The 19,338-nt window shown below is 65.5% G+C and carries 22 protein-coding genes and 1 pseudogene; 12 read left to right on the forward strand and 11 right to left on the reverse strand.

The window, feature by feature from the left end:
- Positions 1 to 12: 12 nt before the first annotated feature.
- The 3 genes from POS17_RS25475 to POS17_RS25485 all read left to right on the forward strand — a co-directional run bounded on the left by POS17_RS25475 (position 13) and on the right by POS17_RS25485 (position 1,859).
- Positions 13 to 729: a polyphenol oxidase family protein gene (locus POS17_RS25475; protein WP_060841062.1), complete on the forward strand. Its 717-nt coding sequence runs from the start codon at positions 13 to 15 to the stop codon at positions 727 to 729.
- Positions 726 to 1,181 (forward strand): GNAT family N-acetyltransferase, encoded by a 456-nt coding sequence (locus POS17_RS25480; RefSeq protein WP_060841063.1) that lies wholly within the window; start codon positions 726 to 728, stop codon positions 1,179 to 1,181. The genes POS17_RS25475 and POS17_RS25480 overlap by 4 nt, the downstream gene beginning before the upstream one ends.
- A 96-nt stretch (positions 1,182 to 1,277) precedes the next feature.
- A complete protein-coding gene (locus POS17_RS25485; RefSeq protein ID WP_060841064.1) occupies positions 1,278 to 1,859 on the forward strand; it encodes a DUF4234 domain-containing protein in 582 nt (193 codons plus the stop codon).
- Positions 1,860 to 1,868: 9 nt separating this feature from the next.
- On the opposite strand, the gene POS17_RS25490 is transcribed toward POS17_RS25485, so the two are convergent.
- The 4 genes from POS17_RS25490 to POS17_RS25505 form a co-directional block, all read right to left on the reverse strand.
- A complete protein-coding gene (locus POS17_RS25490; protein WP_060841065.1) occupies positions 1,869 to 2,222 on the reverse strand; it encodes a gamma-glutamylcyclotransferase family protein in 354 nt (117 codons plus the stop codon).
- A gap of 30 nt (positions 2,223 to 2,252) precedes the next feature.
- A complete protein-coding gene (gene ddlA, locus POS17_RS25495) occupies positions 2,253 to 3,347 on the reverse strand; it encodes a D-alanine--D-alanine ligase (protein WP_060841066.1) in 1,095 nt (364 codons plus the stop codon).
- 45 nt (positions 3,348 to 3,392) lie between these two features.
- Entirely contained in the window at positions 3,393 to 3,872 is a 480-nt protein-coding gene (locus POS17_RS25500) for a GNAT family N-acetyltransferase (protein WP_060841067.1), read from the reverse strand.
- Between the two features lie 74 nt (positions 3,873 to 3,946).
- On the reverse strand, positions 3,947 to 4,588 hold the full coding sequence (locus tag POS17_RS25505; RefSeq protein WP_060841068.1) for a LysE family translocator: 642 nt from the start codon (positions 4,586 to 4,588) through the stop codon (positions 3,947 to 3,949).
- Positions 4,589 to 4,831: 243 nt separating this feature from the next.
- Here POS17_RS25505 and POS17_RS25515 point away from each other — a divergent pair, with 243 nt between their 5' ends.
- The 4 genes from POS17_RS25515 to POS17_RS25530 all read left to right on the forward strand — a co-directional run bounded on the left by POS17_RS25515 (position 4,832) and on the right by POS17_RS25530 (position 9,211).
- Positions 4,832 to 5,641, forward strand: coding sequence for an AraC family transcriptional regulator (locus POS17_RS25515; protein ID WP_060841070.1), 810 nt, complete (start codon positions 4,832 to 4,834; stop codon positions 5,639 to 5,641).
- Between the two features lie 80 nt (positions 5,642 to 5,721).
- Positions 5,722 to 6,108: a cupin domain-containing protein gene (locus POS17_RS25520; RefSeq protein ID WP_060841071.1), complete on the forward strand. Its 387-nt coding sequence runs from the start codon at positions 5,722 to 5,724 to the stop codon at positions 6,106 to 6,108.
- A 257-nt stretch (positions 6,109 to 6,365) separates the two neighbouring features.
- Positions 6,366 to 6,980, forward strand: coding sequence for a biliverdin-producing heme oxygenase (locus POS17_RS25525; RefSeq protein WP_060841072.1), 615 nt, complete (start codon positions 6,366 to 6,368; stop codon positions 6,978 to 6,980).
- Complete coding sequence (locus tag POS17_RS25530) at positions 6,977 to 9,211, forward strand: ATP-binding protein (RefSeq protein ID WP_060841073.1); 2,235 nt, start codon at positions 6,977 to 6,979, stop codon at positions 9,209 to 9,211. Before POS17_RS25525 ends, POS17_RS25530 begins: the two co-directional genes overlap by 4 nt.
- A 36-nt stretch (positions 9,212 to 9,247) precedes the next feature.
- Here POS17_RS25530 and POS17_RS25535 read toward each other — a convergent pair whose 3' ends face one another.
- The gene (locus POS17_RS25535) at positions 9,248 to 10,147 is read right to left on the reverse strand and encodes a LysR substrate-binding domain-containing protein (RefSeq protein WP_060841074.1); all 900 of its coding nucleotides are present in this window, start codon (positions 10,145 to 10,147) and stop codon (positions 9,248 to 9,250) included.
- A gap of 102 nt (positions 10,148 to 10,249) precedes the next feature.
- Here POS17_RS25535 and POS17_RS25540 point away from each other — a divergent pair, with 102 nt between their 5' ends.
- A complete protein-coding gene (locus POS17_RS25540; RefSeq protein ID WP_060841075.1) occupies positions 10,250 to 11,179 on the forward strand; it encodes a DMT family transporter in 930 nt (309 codons plus the stop codon).
- Between the two features lie 7 nt (positions 11,180 to 11,186).
- On the opposite strand, the gene POS17_RS25545 is transcribed toward POS17_RS25540, so the two are convergent.
- The gene (locus POS17_RS25545) at positions 11,187 to 12,590 is read right to left on the reverse strand and encodes an MFS transporter (protein WP_060841076.1); all 1,404 of its coding nucleotides are present in this window, start codon (positions 12,588 to 12,590) and stop codon (positions 11,187 to 11,189) included.
- Between the two features lie 97 nt (positions 12,591 to 12,687).
- On the opposite strand from POS17_RS25545, the gene POS17_RS25550 reads away from it, so the two are divergent.
- Complete coding sequence (locus POS17_RS25550; protein ID WP_060841077.1) at positions 12,688 to 13,572, forward strand: LysR family transcriptional regulator; 885 nt, start codon at positions 12,688 to 12,690, stop codon at positions 13,570 to 13,572.
- Here POS17_RS25550 and POS17_RS25555 read toward each other — a convergent pair.
- Positions 13,562 to 14,068: a YbaK/prolyl-tRNA synthetase associated domain-containing protein gene (locus POS17_RS25555; RefSeq protein ID WP_060841078.1), complete on the reverse strand. Its 507-nt coding sequence runs from the start codon at positions 14,066 to 14,068 to the stop codon at positions 13,562 to 13,564. The two genes, POS17_RS25550 and POS17_RS25555, sit on opposite strands and share 11 nt — an antisense overlap.
- Before the next feature lie 33 nt (positions 14,069 to 14,101).
- A complete protein-coding gene (locus POS17_RS25560; protein ID WP_060841079.1) occupies positions 14,102 to 14,707 on the reverse strand; it encodes a flavin reductase family protein in 606 nt (201 codons plus the stop codon).
- Between the two features lie 163 nt (positions 14,708 to 14,870).
- Between POS17_RS25560 and POS17_RS25565 the strand changes: the two genes are divergently transcribed.
- From POS17_RS25565 to POS17_RS25575, 3 genes are all read left to right on the forward strand, one after another.
- Positions 14,871 to 15,644 (forward strand): SDR family oxidoreductase, encoded by a 774-nt coding sequence (locus tag POS17_RS25565; protein WP_060841080.1) that lies wholly within the window; start codon positions 14,871 to 14,873, stop codon positions 15,642 to 15,644.
- A 110-nt stretch (positions 15,645 to 15,754) separates the two neighbouring features.
- A complete protein-coding gene (locus tag POS17_RS25570; RefSeq protein WP_047306094.1) occupies positions 15,755 to 16,660 on the forward strand; it encodes a LysR family transcriptional regulator in 906 nt (301 codons plus the stop codon).
- A gap of 57 nt (positions 16,661 to 16,717) precedes the next feature.
- Positions 16,718 to 17,245 (forward strand): GNAT family N-acetyltransferase, encoded by a 528-nt coding sequence (locus POS17_RS25575; RefSeq protein WP_060841081.1) that lies wholly within the window; start codon positions 16,718 to 16,720, stop codon positions 17,243 to 17,245.
- Between the two features lie 47 nt (positions 17,246 to 17,292).
- On the opposite strand, the gene POS17_RS32850 is transcribed toward POS17_RS25575, so the two are convergent.
- The 3 genes and pseudogenes from POS17_RS32850 to POS17_RS32860 form a co-directional block, all read right to left on the reverse strand.
- On the reverse strand, positions 17,293 to 17,901 hold the full coding sequence (locus POS17_RS32850; RefSeq protein ID WP_442963175.1) for a methyl-accepting chemotaxis protein: 609 nt from the start codon (positions 17,899 to 17,901) through the stop codon (positions 17,293 to 17,295).
- A pseudogene (locus POS17_RS32855) lies at positions 17,884 to 18,609 on the reverse strand (PAS domain-containing protein); the annotation flags it as partial. The pseudogene POS17_RS32855 and the gene POS17_RS32850, both read right to left, overlap by 18 nt.
- A 184-nt stretch (positions 18,610 to 18,793) precedes the next feature.
- The gene (locus tag POS17_RS32860) at positions 18,794 to 19,225 is read right to left on the reverse strand and encodes a methyl-accepting chemotaxis protein (protein WP_442963176.1); all 432 of its coding nucleotides are present in this window, start codon (positions 19,223 to 19,225) and stop codon (positions 18,794 to 18,796) included.
- Positions 19,226 to 19,338: the final 113 nt, after the last annotated feature.

Consider the following 19,338-nt stretch of genomic DNA (forward strand, 5'->3'; position numbering starts at 1 on the left):
AGCGAAGGCCCGATGAGTTTCCAGGCAGCTGTGTTGAACCAGATACCCGGCATCCGTCATGAGTTTTCGACCCTGGGCGCTGCCCTGCCGGCCAACCTGTTCTTCTGCTCGCAGGTCCACAGTGGCGAGGTGGTGCACGCCAGCACCACCCTGCCCAGCGGGATCATTCGCGGCGATGCGGTCCTCACCCATTCCAGCCGGCCCATCGCGGTGGTCACCGCCGACTGCCTGCCGTTGCTGGTCAGCAGCGACGACGGCTCCTGGGTGGCGGCCGTGCATGGTGGCTGGAAAGGCCTGCACGGCGGGATCATCGCCAATGTGCTGCAACACTTCGCCAGCAAGGGCATCGCCCCACGGCAATTGCGAGTGGCCATCGGCCCGTCGATCAAGCCCTGCTGCTATGAAGTCAGCGCCGACTTCATCGACACCCTGTCCGCCACTCAGGATCCGCTGTGGCCCGCTGCGCAAGCGCCCTGGAGTCGCCAGCAGCCGGCCCCGCGGCTGCCCCCGCAAATTCCCCCGCCACAGCCGACCCAGGCCGACTCCCTGTGGTTCGACCTGAGCCGCTATGCGGTGTACCTGCTGCAGGCCGCCGGCATCGAGGACGAGCAGATCGAAATCAGCGAGCTGTGCACCTACTGCTCGACCCCGACCCTGGCCAGCTATCGCCGACGCATGCATCGGGGTGAAGCCAAGGCCTTCCAGTACTCCTGGATCGGCCGCACATGAGCCTCGGCTTTGCGCTACTGCCGACCTCTCTGACCGACCTGGAAACCCTGGTCCAGATGCGCATCGCGGCCATGCGCGACAGCCTTGAGCGCCTGGGTCGCTTCGACCCACAGCGGGCCCGGGAGCGTTTTGCCGCAAGCTTCGCGGCCGAGCGCTGCCACTTCATCCTCAGTGACGGACAGCCCGTGGGCTTTATCCAGAGCGAATCACACGAGGATCATCTGCGACTGCAGCACCTGTACGTCATGCCGCAATTCCAGGGGCGGGGCATCGGTGCCCAGGCCCTGGAGCCGCTTTTACAGCGCTCCACCAGAGAACAATTGCCCATCCACCTGGATGCGTTGCGCGGCAGTGACTCAAATCGATTTTATCGACGCCTGGGTTTTGTTCAGGTAGGCGAAAGTGAATGGGATATTCACTACGTTCGACCGGCAGATCCGCCCCGGGCCTGAACCCGGCCCTCGTCGGCCATCGAGACCGTACTGGTGCTTGGCCAGCTACCTGAGCTAACGTTGCCTCCCGCCTCAGACCCAACCCAAGGAGTGCCCGTGTCTGACAATCTCTATGCCCCGCCCCAGGCGGATCTGGTCGCCCCTTCGGCGCACACGGCGCCACAACCCTTCTATGTGGTGTCCAAGGTCAAGTTCCTGACCCTGTACATCCTCACCTTCGGTATCTACCAGCTGTATTGGGCCTATAAGAACTGGCATCAGTTCAGGCACGCCAGCGGCCAGGAGTTGTGGCCGGTGGCCCGGGCGTTCTTCGCGATTTTCTTTACCCATGCGCTGTACCGCGAAGCCGATGCACAGCTCAAGCGCGACGGCCGCAGCCATGACTGGCGACCCGGTGAACTGGCGACCCTGTTTGTGGTGGGGCTGATCGTCAACAACGTGGTGGATGCGCTGTCACGCAAGAACATCGGCTACCCGGTAACCGACATCGCCAGCCTGGCGCTGCTACCGGTGCTGGCGTGGGTCACCTGGCTGGGCCAGCGCGGCCTGAATGCCGCCGCCGGCGACCCCGAAGGCCGCAGCAACGCCCGTTTCACCCCGCTCAACTATGTGCTCTGCGCGCTCGGGGCCGTGGTGCTGGTGTTGGCCTGTCTCGGGGTGATGCTGCCGCCGGAGTGACCCCGGAACTCAGACGCTGACGTAGACCCAGGCCTGGATCCCGGAGGCCAGGGTCACGCTGACCCGCTGGTAGTCGGCGACTTCATAGCGGTCGGCCGCTGCCAGTTCCTCGGGGGTAATCTGAAACACCGTGCCGGCAATCGGCGCGCTGTCCGCCGCCCCCGGGCGCAGGATCGGGTGATGGGTCTTGCCACTGGCGGCCAAAACCTCGGGATCGGTGATTTCCACCCAGCTCTGTTCATAGCCGAGCATGGCATCGGTGCTGCCACTCAACTCACGGCCGAAGTTGGCCAGCTGTACCGCCTTGTCTTGCAGGGTGCCGTAGGAAAAAAGGTAGACCGAGGCTTCTGTTGCCGAACTCATTCGTCACGTCCTTAAACACGATGATCCGCTTCAGCGGTTGATTTTCAGACCTTGCCGCTCGGCATGGCGCTCCAGCGCCAGCTCGATCAGGCGGCTCACCAGCTCGCTGTAACGCATGCCGGCGGCCTGCCATAGCTTGGGGTACATGCTGATGCGGGTGAACCCGGGCAGCGAGTTGATTTCGTTGATCAGCACTTCACCGTCGTCGGTGAGAAACACATCGACCCGGGCCAGCCCGGAGCAGCCCAAGACCTGGAACGCCTCGATGGCCAGGGCGCGGATGCGTTCGCTGTGCTCGACGCTGATGTCCGCCGGCACCAGCACCTGGGCCGCGTCTGCGTCGATGTACTTGCTGTCGTAGGAATAGAAACCGTTGCCGACCACGATCTCGCCGCAGCCACTGGCGATCGGCTGGTCATTGCCCAGCACCGCGCATTCGATTTCCCGCCCGCGCACCGCGGATTCCACCAGCACCTTGTGATCAAACCCCAGGGCCAGCTCCACCGCGGCGTCGTAATCGGCCTCGTTATCGACCTTGCTCACCCCCACCGAGGAGCCCTGGTTCGCCGGCTTGACGAACAGCGGCAGGCCGAGCGCCTCCCGGGCCTGGGCAAAACCGTAGCGGCTGCGGCTGGCCCGGGTCAGGGTGATGAACGGGGTCACGGCCAGCCCGGCGTCGCGCAGCAGGCGCTTGCTGATGTCCTTGTCCATGCACACCGCCGAACCCAGCACATCGGAGCCGACAAAAGGCAGGTCGGCCATGCGCAGCAGGCCCTGCAGGCAACCGTCTTCACCCAGGGTGCCGTGGACGATCGGGAAGATCACATCCACATGCCCCAACAGCTCCTGGCTGCTGGTTTCCACCAATTGCTGGCTGGCCTTGCCCGGCACCACCGCCAGCTCGCGGTTGGACTGGTTGAGGGCGATCAGCGCCGGGTTTTCCTGGTTGATCAAAAAGTTCGAGGTGTCGTTGAGGTGCCAGTGCCCCTGCTTGTCGATGCCGATCAGCACCGGCTCGAAGCGCGTGCGATCCAGGGCATCGACGATATTGCGCGCCGACTGCAGCGACACTTCGTGTTCGGCCGAACGGCCACCAAAAATAATTCCGACCCGCAACTTGCTCATGAATGGTTTCCGTTAAAAAAATGTTCGCTGACGGTTCTCTTGGTTTCAGCTGGGGCTGTAGCGCAAATGGATCAACGCCACCCGCTCCTGCTCCTTGTTCTTGCGCTCTTCGATGGCGAACGGCACAAAACCCAGCTTCGGATAGAACAGCAAGCCCGCCACATTGCTGTTGAAGCAGGACAGCGTCACCTCGCTGGCCTGGTGCTTGCTGCGAGCGATATGGATCATCTGCCCGATCAGTTGCGCTCCCAGGCCCGCGCCGCGCACCTCTGGGTCGACGATGACATTGCCGATGGTGCAGGTGCCGCCACTGGCCCAGCGATAGAAGTTGGCAAAGCCCACCACCTGCCCATCCAACTCGATCACCGTCGAGTCGCTGCGCTGGGCGATGGAGTCGCGCAGTTGCTCGTGGGTCAGCGGCCAGGTGGCGGCAGGAAAGAAGAAATACAACTCCTGGGGATTGCCCACGAAACTGCAGATCCGCGCAATGTCCGCCTCTGCTACCGGGCGAAAAACAACAGCCATGTTCAGTCTCCTGATACGGGGACGGGTCGTCCTTGTTGGGGGGCGTATCCTGGCCAGCGCAAGGCGCCGGCCGCTCAACGGTTGGCCAGCAGATGCCCGCCAAACAGCACATAACAACCACCAGCCAGACGGTCCAGCCAGCGACGGGCCCGGGCGTAGAACCCGGCCACCCGGCTGCTGGCGAAAAACAGCGCCACGCAGCAGTACCAGGACAGCGACAGGCCGGCCATGGTCAGCACCGCCAGTCCCAGCAGCAGAGGTGGCGGGGAGGCCGGCATCGACGTGGCAAAGATGGTGGCCACGAACAGCGCCGACTTGGGGTTGGTCATGTTGCCGAGAAAGCCCAGCCGGTAGGCCGAGAACAGGCTGCGCTCAGCATGGACCGCGCCATTGGCGGTTGGATTATCCAGGGCCGGTTTGCGCTTGAACTGCTTGAGTCCCAGGTAGATCAGGTAACAGCCACCGGCGACCTTGAACAACACGAACAGCGCCGGCGCCGCGCTGAACAGCGACTTGATGCCCAAGCCTCCCGCCAGCCCCCAGAGCACGGTGCCGCTGGCCACCCCCAGGGAGGCAAACAGGCCATGGCGCCGCGAGCAGCTCGCCGCCAGTTGTGCTGTGGTGAAAAAGTTCGGTCCTGGGGTGATCACCGCCACGCTCCAGAGCAGGGCCAGCGACAACAGCGGGGCGAGGTAAACCAGGTATGAGACGTGCATGAGCGCAGGTGGCCATGAAGGGGATCCGGGTGAACGACGCTACTCCACTCGCGCCTGCCCAGGCAACCACCGATTGGCCTCGCAATCCTGCTCAAGCCGTCGGCCGCCGCGCTGCGCCTGATCCATCCTGCAAGGCCCCCCCTTCTTCCGGTAGAACTGCCACGGCGTGAGCCGAGGGGCAAGACAGCCAGCGCGCCCCTGAGTTAACGTACCGCCCTCGGCTTCATCCATCAGGACCGTTCCATGGCCAAACCCACCGCTGTCACCGATTGGGTTCACCGTGCGCCACCCGCCCGGGGCCTGGAGCGCATCGAGGCGTATTTCGCCGGCCATGGCTATGACATGCACCGCCACGACACCTACGCCATCGGCCGGACCCTGCGCGGGGTGCAGAGCTTCCAGTACCGCGGTGGCTGGCGCCACAGCCTGCCCGGCGCGACCATGGTCCTGCACCCCGATGAGGCCCACGACGGCGAAGCCGGCACCCACGACGGCTTCCACTACCGCATGCTGTATGTCGAACCCGCGCTGATCCAGCAGATCCTCGGTGGCCGGCCCCTGCCGTTCATTGCCGGTGGCCTGTCCAACGATCCGCGGCTGTCCGCCGCCACCGACGCCTTGCTGCGCGGACTCGACACCCCCCTGGATCCGCTGGAGCAGGAAGACGCCCTGTTCGACCTGGCCCACGCCCTGAACAGCGTGTCCGGCGTCGCCCGCCCCCGCCAGCGCCTGGACTATGTCGCCGCGGAACGGGCCCGGGAGTACATCCACAGTGCCCTGGCCCGGACCCTGACCCTGGACGAACTGGAGGCCCACAGCGGGCGCGACCGCTGGAGCCTGTCCCGGGACTTTCGCCTGCTGTTCGGCACCAGCCCCTATCGCTACCTGAGCATGCGCCGCCTGGACCTGGTCCGCGCCCTGCTGGTCCAGGGCCAGTCCCTGACCCAAGCGGCGCTGATCGCCGGGTTTTCCGACCAGAGCCACATGACCCGGCAGTTCCGCCAGGCTTACGGCCTGCCTCCGGCGCGCTGGCTGAAGATGCTCGGCCGCTGAGCCACACACGATCGTTCAAGAAACCAACCCCGCCGGCTGTTTACCCTCAGTGCTCATTCATCACTGATGTGGACCGCAACATGCCAAACCCAACCACGCAAAACGCCTACCAGAGCATCAATTTCCAGCACAAGCTCGGCCTGTTCAGCGAACACTGGACCCCCAAGGTGATCGCCGAGATGAATGACTACCAGTTCAAGATCTCCAAGCTGCAAGGGGAGTTCGTCTGGCACAGCCACGCCGACACCGACGAAACCTTCATCGTCCTCGACGGCCAGCTGTACATCGACTTTCGTGACGGTCGGGTGTCCATCGGCAGCGGCGAGATGTTCGTGGTGCCCAAGGGCGTCGAGCACAAGCCCTGGGCCGAACAGGAAGTCAAACTGCTGCTGATCGAGCCCAAGGGCGTGCTCAATACCGGCGATCAAGGCGGCGAACGCACGGCACAGAACGACGTCTGGATCTGACCCTGGCCTGAATCTGCAAGGTGGAAAAGGGAATTTCCACCGCACCGGCGAGGTCAGACGCTCTGACACGCCACTCCATCTTCGCTGCTGACCGACCGACGGCGTACCAAAAACCCTACGTCGAGGGAACCAGCACGGGTAAAGTGACGCTCCGATTTTTTCTGTGCGATGGCTCTATCGCGGGGATGCCAGCCTGGTCCCGGCCTTTGATGACGCCCATGGCGCGTCCACTACCTGTTGCGACCCCTGATCCCTGCATGCCGACACCGCATCACGCCAGCACCACCCCCACCCTGCTTCAAGACCTGCGCACCGGCACCGCGACCTTGCACGTTGCCCTGGAGCAACGCCTGCCGTTCTTCTGTGAGCGGCTTGATGCGCCCTGGTATCGACGCCTGATCCAGGCCTATTACGGTTTCTATCAGCCCCTGGAGGCGGCCCTGCATGACAGCGGCCTGATCCCGCCGGGCTACGACCCGACGCAGCGCCTGAAGACCCCGACCCTGTTCGCTGATCTGCGCGCCCTGGGCTTGGACGCCGCCAGCATCCAGGCCCTGCCCCGCTGTGAGCAACTGCCGCCCCTGGCCAGCGCCGGGGCTTGCCTGGGCGTGCTCTACGTACTGGAAGGCGCGACCCTGGGCGGACAGATCCTGCGCCGGGAAATGGCCCGGCGCCTGGATCTGGACGCCGACAACGGCGGCGCCTTTCTGGATGTCTATGGCGCTGCCACCGGGCGGCGCTGGAAGGACTTTCTCGACTACCTGGGGCGCATGCCCGAAGACGCGAGCACACGCCAACACCTGGTCAGCGCCGCGCAATCCACATTTGCCTGTTTCGAACGCTGGCTCGACCGCCGCGAGGTGCTGCTATGACCCCCCAAGACTCCCAAACCTTCGAACAGTTGCTGGCCAACTGCGCCAACGAACCGATCCGCTCCCCGGGGGCGATCCAGCCCCACGGCGTGTTGCTGACCCTGGACGAACCGCAACTGCACATCCGGCAGATCAGTGCCAACGTCGAGGCGCTGCTGGGCCAGCCCGCCGAATCGCTGGCGGGGCAGCCCCTGGAGCAGTTGCTGGGGGCCGCGGACGGCCAACGCATCCGTGAGGTGCTGCAACTGGAGCGGCTGGCCGATGCCCCTGCGCTGTACCTGTCGCTCAATGGCCGACGCTTCGAAGGCCTGCTGCATCGCCACCAGGGGGTGCTGATGCTGGAGCTGGAGATCCAGCCCGATCAGCCCCGGCCACTCACGGCGCAGAACGACAACCTCGGGCGTCTGCTGCGGCGCCTGCAGGCGGCCAGGACCCTGCACGAGCTGTACGCCATCAGCGTCAGCGAGATCCAGGCCATGACCGGCTACGACCGGGTGCTGATCTACCGCTTCGAGGAGGAAGGCCACGGCCAGGTGATCGCCGAAGCCACTCGCCCCGACATGGAGGTGTTCAACGGCCTGTTCTTCCCCGCCTCGGACATTCCCCAGCAGGCCCGCGAGCTGTACCGCAGCAACTGGCTGCGGATCATTCCCAACGCCGACTACCAGCCGGTGCCGCTGCTGCCGCCCCTGCGCCCGGACACCCAGCAGCCCCTGGACCTGAGCTTTGCCACCCTGCGCAGCGTGTCGCCGATTCATTGCCAGTACATGAAGAACATGGGCGTGCTGTCGTCCATGAGCATTTCCCTGCTCAAGGACGATCAGCTCTGGGGCCTGATCAGCTGCGGCAACCGCCAGCCGCTGTTGGTGCCCCACGAACTGCGCATGGCCTGCCAGACCATTGGCCAGGTGCTGTCGTTGCAGATCAGCGCCATGGAAGCCCTGGACCTGAGCCGGCAGCGGGAAGAGAAAGTCGCCGCCCTGGCCAGCCTCGACCAGGCCATGCGCGACGCCCCCGGCAGCGTCTTCGACGGCCTGGCCCAGGCGCCACAACGGCTGCTGGACCTGACCCAGGCCGGCGGCGTGGCGATCATCGAGGACAAACAGCTGCACTGCTTCGGTAACTGCCCGCCCCAGGACGACATCCGTGCCCTGTACCGCTGGCTCAAAGGCACCGGGCAAGCGGTGTTCGCCAGTCATCACCTGGCCAGCCTGTATCCGCCGGCGGCGAGTTATCAACAGGTGGCCAGCGGTGTCCTGGCCATGAGCCTGCCCAAGCCTGTGGATAACGGCGTGCTGTGGTTCCGCCCGGAGGTGAAGGAAAACATCCACTGGAGCGGCAACCCGGAAAAGCCCCTGGACCTGGAGAACTCGGACGCCGGCCTGCGCCTGCGGCCGCGCACCTCGTTCGAGATCTGGAAGGTGGAAATGGCCGGGATCTCCAGCAAGTGGAGCCACGGCGACCGCTTCGCCGCCAACGACCTGCGCCGCTCGGCCCTGGAACACGACCTGGCGCGCCAGGTGCTGCGGGAACAACAGGCGGTGCGCGCCCGGGATGAACTGGTGGCGGTGGTGTCCCACGACCTGCGCAACCCGATGACGGTGATTTCCATGCTCTGCGGCATGATGCAGAAGGCCTTCAGCTCCGATGGCCCGCACACTTCACGGCGCATTTCCTCGGCCATCGACACCATGCAACAGGCCGCCAGCCGCATGAACAACCTGCTGGAGGACTTGCTGGACACCTCGAAGATCGAAGCCGGGCGCTACAGCATCGCGCCACAGCCGCTGGAGGTCAGCCAGATCTTCGAAGAGGCCTATTCGCTGCTGGCGCCCCTGGCCCTGGACAAGGCCATCGACATCAGCTTTCACGCCGAGCCGGAGCTGACCATCCATGCCGACCCCGAGCGGCTGTTCCAGGTGCTGTCGAACCTGGTGGGCAACGCCATCAAGTTCACCCCCATGCAGGGCAAGGTCGGGGTGGTGGCGATGTCCGACGGCGAGCAGATCGTCTTCAGCGTCCGCGACAGCGGGGAAGGCATTCCCGCCGACCAGTTGCCGTTCATCTTCGACCGCTACTGGACCATGAAGGAAGGCAACCCCAATGGCACCGGCCTTGGGCTGTACATCACCCAGGGCATCATCCAGGCCCACGGCGGCAAGATCGAGGCCCACAGTGAACCGGGCAAGGGCAGCGAGTTCCGCTTCAGCGTGCCCCGCGCCACCCTCTGAAGCGTGCCCCCGGGGCGGCCACGCCGCCCCGGCCCTTCATTCACTCGCCTGCGCCACCAACCAGTCGCGAAACAACTGGCCGCTGACAGACAGGCGCTTGTGCCGCGGGTGCACCAGAAAATCCGCCTGACCGGTGCGAAACGCCCACTGGCCAACCCGCTGCAACTCGCCCCGGGCCACCCGCTCGCTGGCCATGAAATCCCAGCCCAGGCCCACGCCCATGCCCTGCTGCACCGCACTGAACATCAGGGTCAGTTGGTTGAAGCCCATGGCGCCCGGCGGCGCGCTGTAGTCCAGGCCGAAATGGCGGAACCAGTCGCGCCAGTCGATGCAGTTCCAGGCCGAGGCGTCCAGCTGGATCAAGGGCAGCTCGGCCAGTTGCGCCAGCTCGCCAATGGCCGGCAACACCAGCTGTTGGCTGGCGATGGGATAGACGATCTCGGCGAACAGCGGCGTGGCCACCAGGGAGGACCAGTGCCCGGCGCCATACAGAATGGCCAAGTCGTGCTCGGCCACGCTGGATTCGTCCATGTCGTTGTTGGCGTGGATGCTCACGGTGATGTCCGGGTGCTGCTTGTTGAACGCCAGCAAGCGCGGAAACAGCCAGAACTGCGCCACCGCGTGGGTGCATTGCACGGTGATGGTATTGGCGTCGCGCCCGGCCCGCAGGCGGCTGACGCTGCGCAGCAAGGCTTCCAGTTGGGTGCTGACCTCGGCAAACAGCGAAGCGCCGCTGGCGGTGAGTTTCACCCCCCGGGCCTGGCGCTCGAACAACTCGGTCTTCAGCGACAGCTCCAGGGCACGGATCTGCTTGCTCACCGCGCTCTGGGTCAGGCACAGCTCGGTGGCGGCGCGGGTGAAGCTGGCGTTGCGCCCCACCGCCTCGAAGGTCACCAGGGTTTCCAACGGCGGCAAATGGCGCGCGAAACGACTCATCAGGCATTCCCCAGAAGAATAGGTAGGTGCCTATATATCCTTTGTCCGTTCGGTCAGCAATGACTAGGCTGCGCGCTTTGATGAATTGCTGCGAGTGTGTGCATGAAACGCGGAGTTGCTTATGCAGCCTTGGCCGGTGCGGTCTGGGGCCTGGCCATTGTGGCGCCCAGCCTGTTGCCGGAGTTCAGTCCGCTGATGCTCAGCTGTGCCCGCTTCAGCCTGTACGGTGCATTCTCCCTGCTCCTGGCTGTGCCTCAGGCCCGGGAGCTCGTGCAGCGCCTGACCTGGGGTGACGTGGCGTTGCTGGTGAAGCTGGCCCTGACCGGCAACCTGGTCTACTTCATGCTGCTGGCCAGCGCCATCCAGTGGGCCGGGGTGGCCAGCACTGCGCTGATCGTCGGCCTGTTGCCACTGACCATCACCCTGGCCGGACGCGGCGATGCCGACGCCCTGCCCCTGCGCCGACTGCGCTGGCCGCTGCTGCTGGTGTTCACCGGCATCTGCTGCATCAACCTGGACACCCTGCTCACCGCCGACAGCGGCAGCGTGGAACTGGGGCAACGGGCCCTGGGCCTGCTCTGCGCCTTCGGCGCCCTGCTGTGCTGGACCTGGTTCGCCACCGACAACGCCCGTTACCTCAAAGGCAGCCGCTTCAACAGCAGCCAGTGGTCGACCCTGTGGGGCATCACCACCGGGCTGATGAGCGCCCTGGTCTGGCTGCTGGCGGACGGCCTTGCCCTGCCCGGCACTCAGGTCGAGGCCGGGGAGCAGCGCTGGCTGCTGTTCTGGGGCCTGAGCCTGTCCAGTGCGGTGCTCGGCTCCTGGTTCGGCAATCGCATGTGGAATGCCTCGACCCGGCGCCTGCCGCTGACCCTGAGCGGCCAGTTGATCGTCTTCGAAACCCTGTTCGCCCTGCTCTACGGCTTCATCAGCCTGCAGCACCTGCCGAGCCTGCTGCAAAGCTCGGCGGCCCTGCTGTTGCTGGCCGGGGTGCTGTGGGCAGTGCGCCGCCACCTGCCCCGGCCCCACTGAACCGGCCTCAGCCCTGGGCCACCGAACCGGCGGGCAAGGCCGCCACCCGAGGCAAGCGCAGCGCCAGCAAGGCTCCGAGCAAGGCCAGCAAGGCACTGGCGGCGGTGGCGAGTTCAATGCCATGGGCCTGATTGCCGGTCGGGCTCAAGGTGTTGGCCAGCGACACCAGCAACGCCAGCCCCAGGGCCCCGCCGATCTGCTGACTGGTGGAGGCCACGCCCGCCGCCACCCCCTGCTCGGCGGCGGCAATGCCCTGCCCGGCCGAAACCCACATTGAAGTCCAGGTCATGCCCTGGCCAATGCTCATCACCACGATGCCCGGCAGCAGCCCGACAAAACCGCGGCTGCCGGGCAAGGCCAGGTAGATCATGGCAATGCCCACGGCCCCCGCCAGCAGGCCGCTGACCAGGGTCGCCCGCAGGCCCACGCGCAGCAGCGCCCGTTCCGCGACCCAGATGCCCAGCGTGCACAGCAGGGTCGAGGGCAGGAACGCCAACCCGCTCTGCAGCACGCTGAACTGATAGACCTGCTGGAAATACAGGCTGAGAAAGTAGTACTGCACGCCGAAACTGCTCATGAACAGCGCGGTAATCAGCATGGCCATGCGCAGCTGTGGATAACCCAGCAGGCGCAGCGGCATCAGCGGGTCGCGGCAGCGTTGTTCCAGGCGCACGAACAGCCCGAGCAAGGCCAGGGACAACGCCAGGCAACCCAGGGTCCCCGGTGCGCTCCAGCCCCACTCCGGGCCCTGGACGATGGAAAACACCAGCAGGGTGCCGCCCAGGGTAACGGTCAGCGCGCCGCGCAGGTCGAACTGGCGGCTGCGCTGGCGTGGCGGGTCGGCGGGAATCCAGCGCCGGGCCAGCAAGGCGCAGGCACCGGCCAGGGGCACGTTGACCAGGAACACCGCCTCCCAGCCCCAGTACTGGGTCAGCACCCCGCCGAGCAAGGCACCGAGGGCCAGACCCGCCGCCGAGGCCGCGCTCCACACCGCGAAGGCCCGGTTGCGCGCCGGCCCTTCGGCGTACCAGGTATTGATCAGGGCCAGGGTCGCGGGGAACAGCATCGCCCCGCCGACGCCCTGTACCGCCCGCGACAGCACCAGCAACAGCGCGCTGCCACCCAGGCCGCCGGCCAGGGATGCCAGGGCATACAGCGACTGCCCGACGATGTAGAAACGCCGCTTGCCCAGCAGGTCCGCCGCGCGTCCGCCCAGCAGCAGGAATCCACCAAACGCCACGCTGTAGGCGCTGACCACCCATTGCAATTGCTGGGCGGAGAAGCCCAGGCGAAGGCCGATTTCCGGCAACGCCACGAAGACGATGGTGGCGTCCAGGGCAATGATCAGCTGCGCGGTGGCCAGCAGTGACAGCATCCAGCCCGACGGCTTGGCTAACGGGGTCGCGGACATCGCGAGAATCCTTGTGTGGAAATAAGCGGCGGCCAGTGTCATCGATGCGCTTTAAATGATAAATACGACCCTCACTCTTTCAGTAATGACTTTAATCATGGATCTGAACGCCCTTCGGCTGTTGGTCCGGGTCGCCGAAACCCGCAGCTTTACCCGCGCCGCCGGTGACCTGGGGCTGACCCAGTCCGGCCTGTCCCGCGCCATATCGCGCCTGGAGCAACAGCTCGGCGTGCGCCTGCTGCAACGCAACACCCGCAGTGTCAGCCTGACCCCGGACGGGCAGATGCTGGTAGAGCGGGCAGCGCCGTTACTGGCGGAGCTGGCCCATGCCGAGCACCTGCTGCTGGACCGCCGCGACTCGCCCAGCGGGATGTTGAAGATCAGCACGCCGTCGCTGTTCGGGCGCAAGGTGGTGATGCCGGTGATTGGCGAGCTGACGGCCCAGCATCCCGAGCTGAGCATCGAGGCGGTGATGACCGACCGGGTGGTGGACCTCATCGACGAAGGGTTTGACGCGGTGCTGCGCACCGGGCTGATCCAGGATCAGCGCCTGATCGCCCGGCCCCTGGCGCCCCTGCGCTGGGTCACCGTGGCGGCACCGGCCTACCTGGAACGCCACGGCACGCCGCGGCAGCTGGCGGACCTGCAACAGCACAACTGCCTGACGGTGCGCAATCTGCGCAGCGGCCGGCTGGTGGACTGGCAGTTCATGGACCAGGGCAAGCCCCTGGACCTGGCGGTGCAGGGGCGGCTGATCTTCGACATCGGCGATGCCCTGGTGGATGCGGTGCTCGGTGGGTTCGGCATTGCCCAGTTGATGGAGTTCGCCGTGCGCGATGCCCTGGATGCGGGCCTGTTGCTGCCGGTGCTGCACGCGCAGGCCGGGCGCAGTCGGCAGCTGTCGCTGGTGTATCCCCCCTCGCGCCAGTGTTCGCCGAAGCTCACCGCCTTTGCCGACGCCCTGGGCCGGGTCAGCTGGTAGGAACCTGCACGCCCTCGGTCTCCTGGGTCACGCTCAACAGCAGCGGCCGGGCGATCCTCAGGTAGTCCTGAGTATCAAGAACCATGGAGGCATCCAGGCGTCCGGCATTGAAGGCGATTTCAGCGTAGCGCTCGATCAGTGGCGGGTCGACGATCAGGGCAATGCGCGGATCGAAACTCAGCGGAGGAATGGCGCCGATCACGCAACCGGTCAGTTCCCTGGCCAGCTCCGCCGGGACCAGCTGGGCCTTCTTGCCCCCCAGTGCCGCACCGACCTTCTTCATGTCGAGCTTCTGGTCGCCAGAGAGAATCACCAGCCCATACACATCGCTCGTGCCCTTGAGGCTGCACAGCATGGCCTTGGCCCCCTGGCCCGGCTCGGTGCCACGGATCTCGGCGACCCGCGCCGATTGCCCTTCGGCCGGGTGCAGGATCACCCGATAACGGGCCTGATGGCTGTCCATCAGGTTCACCAGACGCTGGAAAACTTCGTGCATGTTCAATCCTTGAAAAAGTAGCGGCGGCTCGCCTCAGGCGTCGCCGGACTGGGGCAGTTGACGACCGTCGAGCGCGCCGCCGATGGTCAGGAAATGCCCGCCCGCCACATGGTGCAGGGTGCGCAGCCGATCCTGGCCGTCGAAGTGCCAGCGCCCTTGGCTGAACACCCGGGTATCGGCCTGAGCGGCGATCACTTCCCCGAGGAACAGGTCGTACTGCTGGTGATTGTGCGGCTCGGGTAAAAGCCGGCATTCCAGCCAGGCCACGCAGCCTTCCAGCAGGGGCGCCTCCAGGGCCTGACCGGTGAAGGTGGACAAGCCATAGGCGGCGAACTTGTCGCTGCCGGCCTGCTGCAGCTCCAGCCCGGAGCTGTTGCCCAGGGTCTGCACAATGTCCACCTGGGCGGCGCAGGGCACGTTGAGGACAAAGGTGCCCGAGGCTTCCAGCAGTTGCCGGGTCCAGGTGGACTTGTCGAGCACCACGGCGACTTTCGGCGGCTCGAAATCCAGGGGCATGGCCCAGGCCGCCGCCATGATATTGCGCTGCCCGCCGTGGGCGGCACTGACCAGCACGGTCGGACCGTGATTGAGCAGGCGGTAGGCTTTTTCCAATGGCACCGGATGACGAAATGCAGGCATGGCAGGCTCCTGAAAAAAGTCCGATTGTAGACCTATCCGCCACCTGTGCAGCCACAGGAATTGGGCGGTTTTTCTGGACAGTCCGTCCAGGCGTCGACGGCTTATCAATCCCATGGCAGCCACTAGACTCAGCCTTCACCGCAATTGTCGAAGGAGCCATGCCATGGCCGATCATTCCCTGAACAACAAAGTCGTGCTGATCGCCGGCGGGGTGAAAAACCTCGGTGGCCTGCTTGCCCGGGATCTGGCCAGCCACGGTGCCAGGGCCGTGGCCGTGCACTACAACAGCGATGCCAGTCAGGCCGATGCCCAGAGCACCCTGGAGGCGCTCGGGGCCCTGGGGGTCGACGCCCACGCCTGGCAGGCCGACCTCACCCGCGCCGGTGCGGTGGAGCGTCTGTTCAGCGAGGTCAAGGCACGCTTCGGCAAGATCGACATCGCCATCAACACCGTGGGCAAGGTGCTGAAGAAACCCATCATCGAAATCAGCGAAGACGAGTACGACCAGATGTTCGCGGTCAATGCCAAGAGCGCGTTCTTCTTCATCAAGGAAGCCGGCAAGCACCTGGAGGACAACGGCAAGCTGGTGACCCTGGTGACGTCGCTGCTGGGGGCCTTCACCCCGTTCTATGCCGCCTACGGCGGTTCCAAGGCACCGGTGGAACACTTCACCCGGGCCGCGGCCAAGGAGTTCGGCGCCCGGGGCATCTCGGTGACCGCGGTGGGACCGGGCCCCATGGACACGCCGTTCTTCTACCCTGCCGAAGGCGCCGACGCCGTGGCCTACCACAAGAGCGCCGCGGCCCTGTCGCCGTCGAGCAAGACCGGGCTCACCGATATCGAGGACGTGGTGCCGTTCATTCGCCATCTGGTGACCGAAGGCTGGTGGATCACCGGCCAGACCTTACTGATCAACGGCGGCTACACCACCAAGTAATCCTGGCGCCCAAGGGGTAAATTGGCCTGCCGGGACGCTGCATCGATCGCCTCGGACGATGCAGCGTTCCACCGCCGTCAGGCGTCCCCCGAACCAGGATCGTTCATACGATGGATAAGCTTGAGCAATACCGCGTGTTCATCCAGGTGGCCGACATGGGCAGTTTCATCAAGGCCGCCCATGCCCTGGAACTGCCACGGGCCACTGTCTCTTCCGCTGTGCAGCAACTGGAGAACGGCCTCGGCACCCGGCTGCTGCACCGAACCACCCGCCAGGTGCAGTTGACCGCCGATGGCACCATCCTCCTGGAGCGGGCACGACGCCTGCTGGCGGATGCCTCGGAGCTCAACCAGCTGTTCCACCATCGCCTGGTGGATGTCAGCGGGCGCTTGAATATCGACGTGCCCAGCCGCATCGCCCGGCGCCTGATCGTGCCCGCCCTGCCCCAGTGGCTGACGCAGTACCCCGACCTGCAACTGGCCCTGGGCGCCAGCGATCGCAGCATCGATCTGGTCCAGGAAGGCATCGACTGCGCGATCCGCGTCGGCAGCCTGGCGGACAGCAGCCTGATCGCCCGCCCCCTGGGGCAACTGGCCATGATCAATTGCGCCAGCCCCGCCTACCTCGCCGAACACGGCGAGCCCCACACCCCCCAGGACTTGCAGAACGGCCAATGGATGATCGGTTACGCCTCCCCGGACACCGGTCGCGAACAGCCCTGGGAGTACCTGCTGCAAGGTCGCGAGCACCTTCTGGGGCTGCCCAGCCGGGTGATCGTCAACAACGTCGAGAACTACATCGCCTGCTGTCGCCAGGGCCTGGGGCTGATCCAGGTGCCGCGTTTCGACGTGCAGCACCTGCTCGATCGCGGCGAGCTGGTGCAGGTGCTCCAGCAGTTGCCGGTGGCGCCGATGGACATCTGCGCCCTGTACCCCGACCGTCGCCACCGTTCGCGCCGGCTGAACGTGTTCATCGAATGGTTCGCCGAATTGATCGATCCGCATCTGCAGGCTTGATGCGCACAAGGCAATCGTGAGATGAAAGCGCCTTCAACGGATTGAGATCCCCGGACCATGAGCCACCTGCACCTGTGTGCACCACAACTGGACGACTGGCAGGAACTGCTGGCGTTTGAACAAGAAAACCGCGCCTTTTTCGAAGCCTCGATCAACGCCCGCCCGGCGGCGTACTACTGCGCCGAAGGGGTCGCCGAGGCCATCGCCCAGGCGCAACAGGACGCCGCCGCGGATCGCGGCTATCAGTTTCTGATTCGACAGGATTCACAACTGGTGGGGCGCATCAACCTGCACCGGGTGCAGCGCCCCTACTTCAATTGCGCCGAGCTGGGCTATCGCGTGGGCGCCAAATTCAACGGCCGGGGTATCGCCCGGGCGGCGGTGGCGCAGGTGCTGCAACGGGCCTTCGGCGAGTTGCAGTTGAGCCGCATCGAAGCCAACGCCCGCCCGGAAAACCTCGGCTCGGTCAGGGTCCTGGAGACGTCCGGATTCTCCTGCTACGGCCATTCACGCCGCAGCTTCCTGCTGCACGGACGGTGGTTCGACCGCTTGCACTACGAGTGCCACGCCCCCTTGCCGCGCTGAGCCGGTCCGCGCCCACGGGCGCGGAGCCTGAACCTGCGGCACGCCACTCAGGTGGACAGCTGACTGGCGAACTGCCCCACCGCGTCCACCACTTTCTGCGCACCGTCCTGGATCTCGACGATCACCGTGCCGGCCTCCGCCGCCAGGGTCAGGCCCTGTTCAGCCTGCTGCCGACCTTCGGCCATCAGCTCCACCGCCGAGCGGGCCATGTCCTGGTTGTGCCGGACCACGCCGACGATCTCGTCGGTGGCGTTGCTGGTACGCGAGGCCAGTTGCCGGACCTCGTCGGCGACCACGGCGAAGCCGCGCCCCTGCTCACCGGCCCGGGCCGCCTCGATCGCCGCGTTGAGGGCCAGCAGGTTGGTCTGCTCGGCAATCCCGCTGATGGTCTTGACGATGCTGCCAATCACCAGGGACTGCTCGTTCAGGGCTTCGATACCGTCACCGGCCTCTTGCATGCACTTGGCCAGGTCACGCATCACGTCCAGGGTCTCGGTGACCACCGCCGAGCCGCGCTGGGCACTGGTATCGGTTTGCCGGGAGATGCTGTAGGCGATGTCGGCGGCCTCGGCCACCGAGCGTTCCTGGTTCACCTGCTCGGTGATCACGGTGGCGAACTTCACCACTTTGTATAGGTGGCCGTTGGCATCCAGCACCGGGTTGTAAGAGGCGTCGAGCCACACCACCCGGCCCTGGCTGTCGATTCGCTTGAAGCGGTCGGCGACATATTCACCGGCGTTCAAGCGCGCCCAGAACGCCTGATACGACGGCCCCTCATACTCCTCGGGATCACAGAACAGACGGTGGTTCTGCCCCTGAACTTCATCGAGGCGGTAACCCATGCACGCCAGAAACCGCGGGTTGGCGGTCAACACCCGGCCTTGCAGGTCGAACTCGATCACCGCGGTGGAGCGCAGCAACGCCGCCATCAGGTTTTCATGCTCGCAGGCGCTTTGCACCGCGGCGCTCTGGTCGGTGCAGATCAGCGAGAAGTGGTCGAGATGCCCGGCCTGGTCGTGTATCGGCTGGACACAGGTATGCAACCAGGCATCGCGGCCGTCGCCACGTTGCAAGCGCAGTTGGCCGATGTAGCCTTCGTTGCGTCCCAGGGCTGCCCTGAGAGAGCGATACAGCTGCACCGCCTGCGCATGGCTCGACACTATCTGCTCCAGGGGTTGCCCGCAGAGCTGTTGGCCATCCAGGCCCAGGGTCCGCGTGAAGTTCTGGTTGACCCGACGGATCACCCCCTCGCTGTCCAGTTCGATGCTGAGCACCTGGGTTTCCAGGCAGGCCTTGAATTGCTGCAGAGCGCTCAGCTCGTCGCTCAGTGAGGCAAGCTGTTGTTTCAGACGTTTATTGAACATGGATACACCGACAGACTAAGAGTGAATACAACGATCTCTCTTGCCATCGGCGCTGGCTGACCTTTCTCCACGCCCTGCCCGCCCTTTCAGAATTTTCCTAAGACTCTCTAGGAAAGCTCCTCAGAATTCCTGCTGCCGAGCCATACCGTCCCGGTGAGCGGGCCCCGTCACCGGGGCCCCAGGCTCAGCTGGACAGTTGATTGGCGAACTGCCCCACCGCGCTCACCACCTTCTGCGCGCCGTCCTGGATCTCGACGATCACCGTGCCGGCCTCCGCCGCCAGGGCCAGGCCCTGCTCGGCCTGCAGCTTGCCTTCGGCCATCAGTTCCACGGCGTCACGGGCCATGTCCTGGTTCTGCCGGACCACGCCGACGATCTCCTCGGTGGCCTTGCTGGTACGCGAAGCCAGTTGCCGGACCTCGTCGGCGACCACGGCGAAACCGCGCCCCTGCTCACCGGCCCGGGCCGCCTCGATGGCCGCGTTGAGGGCCAACAGGTTGGTCTGCTCGGCAATCCCGCTGATGGTCTTGACGATGCTGCCGATCACCAGGGACTGCTCGTTCAGGGCGCCGATGCCCTCGCCGGCGTCCTGCATGTGCTTGGCCAGATCGCGCATCACGTTCACCGCCTCGGTGACCACGGTGGTGCCGCGCTGGGCACTGTTGTCGGTCTGCAACGAGGTGCTGTAGGCAATGTTGGCCGCTTCGGCCACCGCCAGTTCCTGATTCA

Source organism: Pseudomonas sp. Os17, from assembly GCF_001547895.1.
GTDB lineage: Bacteria > Pseudomonadota > Gammaproteobacteria > Pseudomonadales > Pseudomonadaceae > Aquipseudomonas.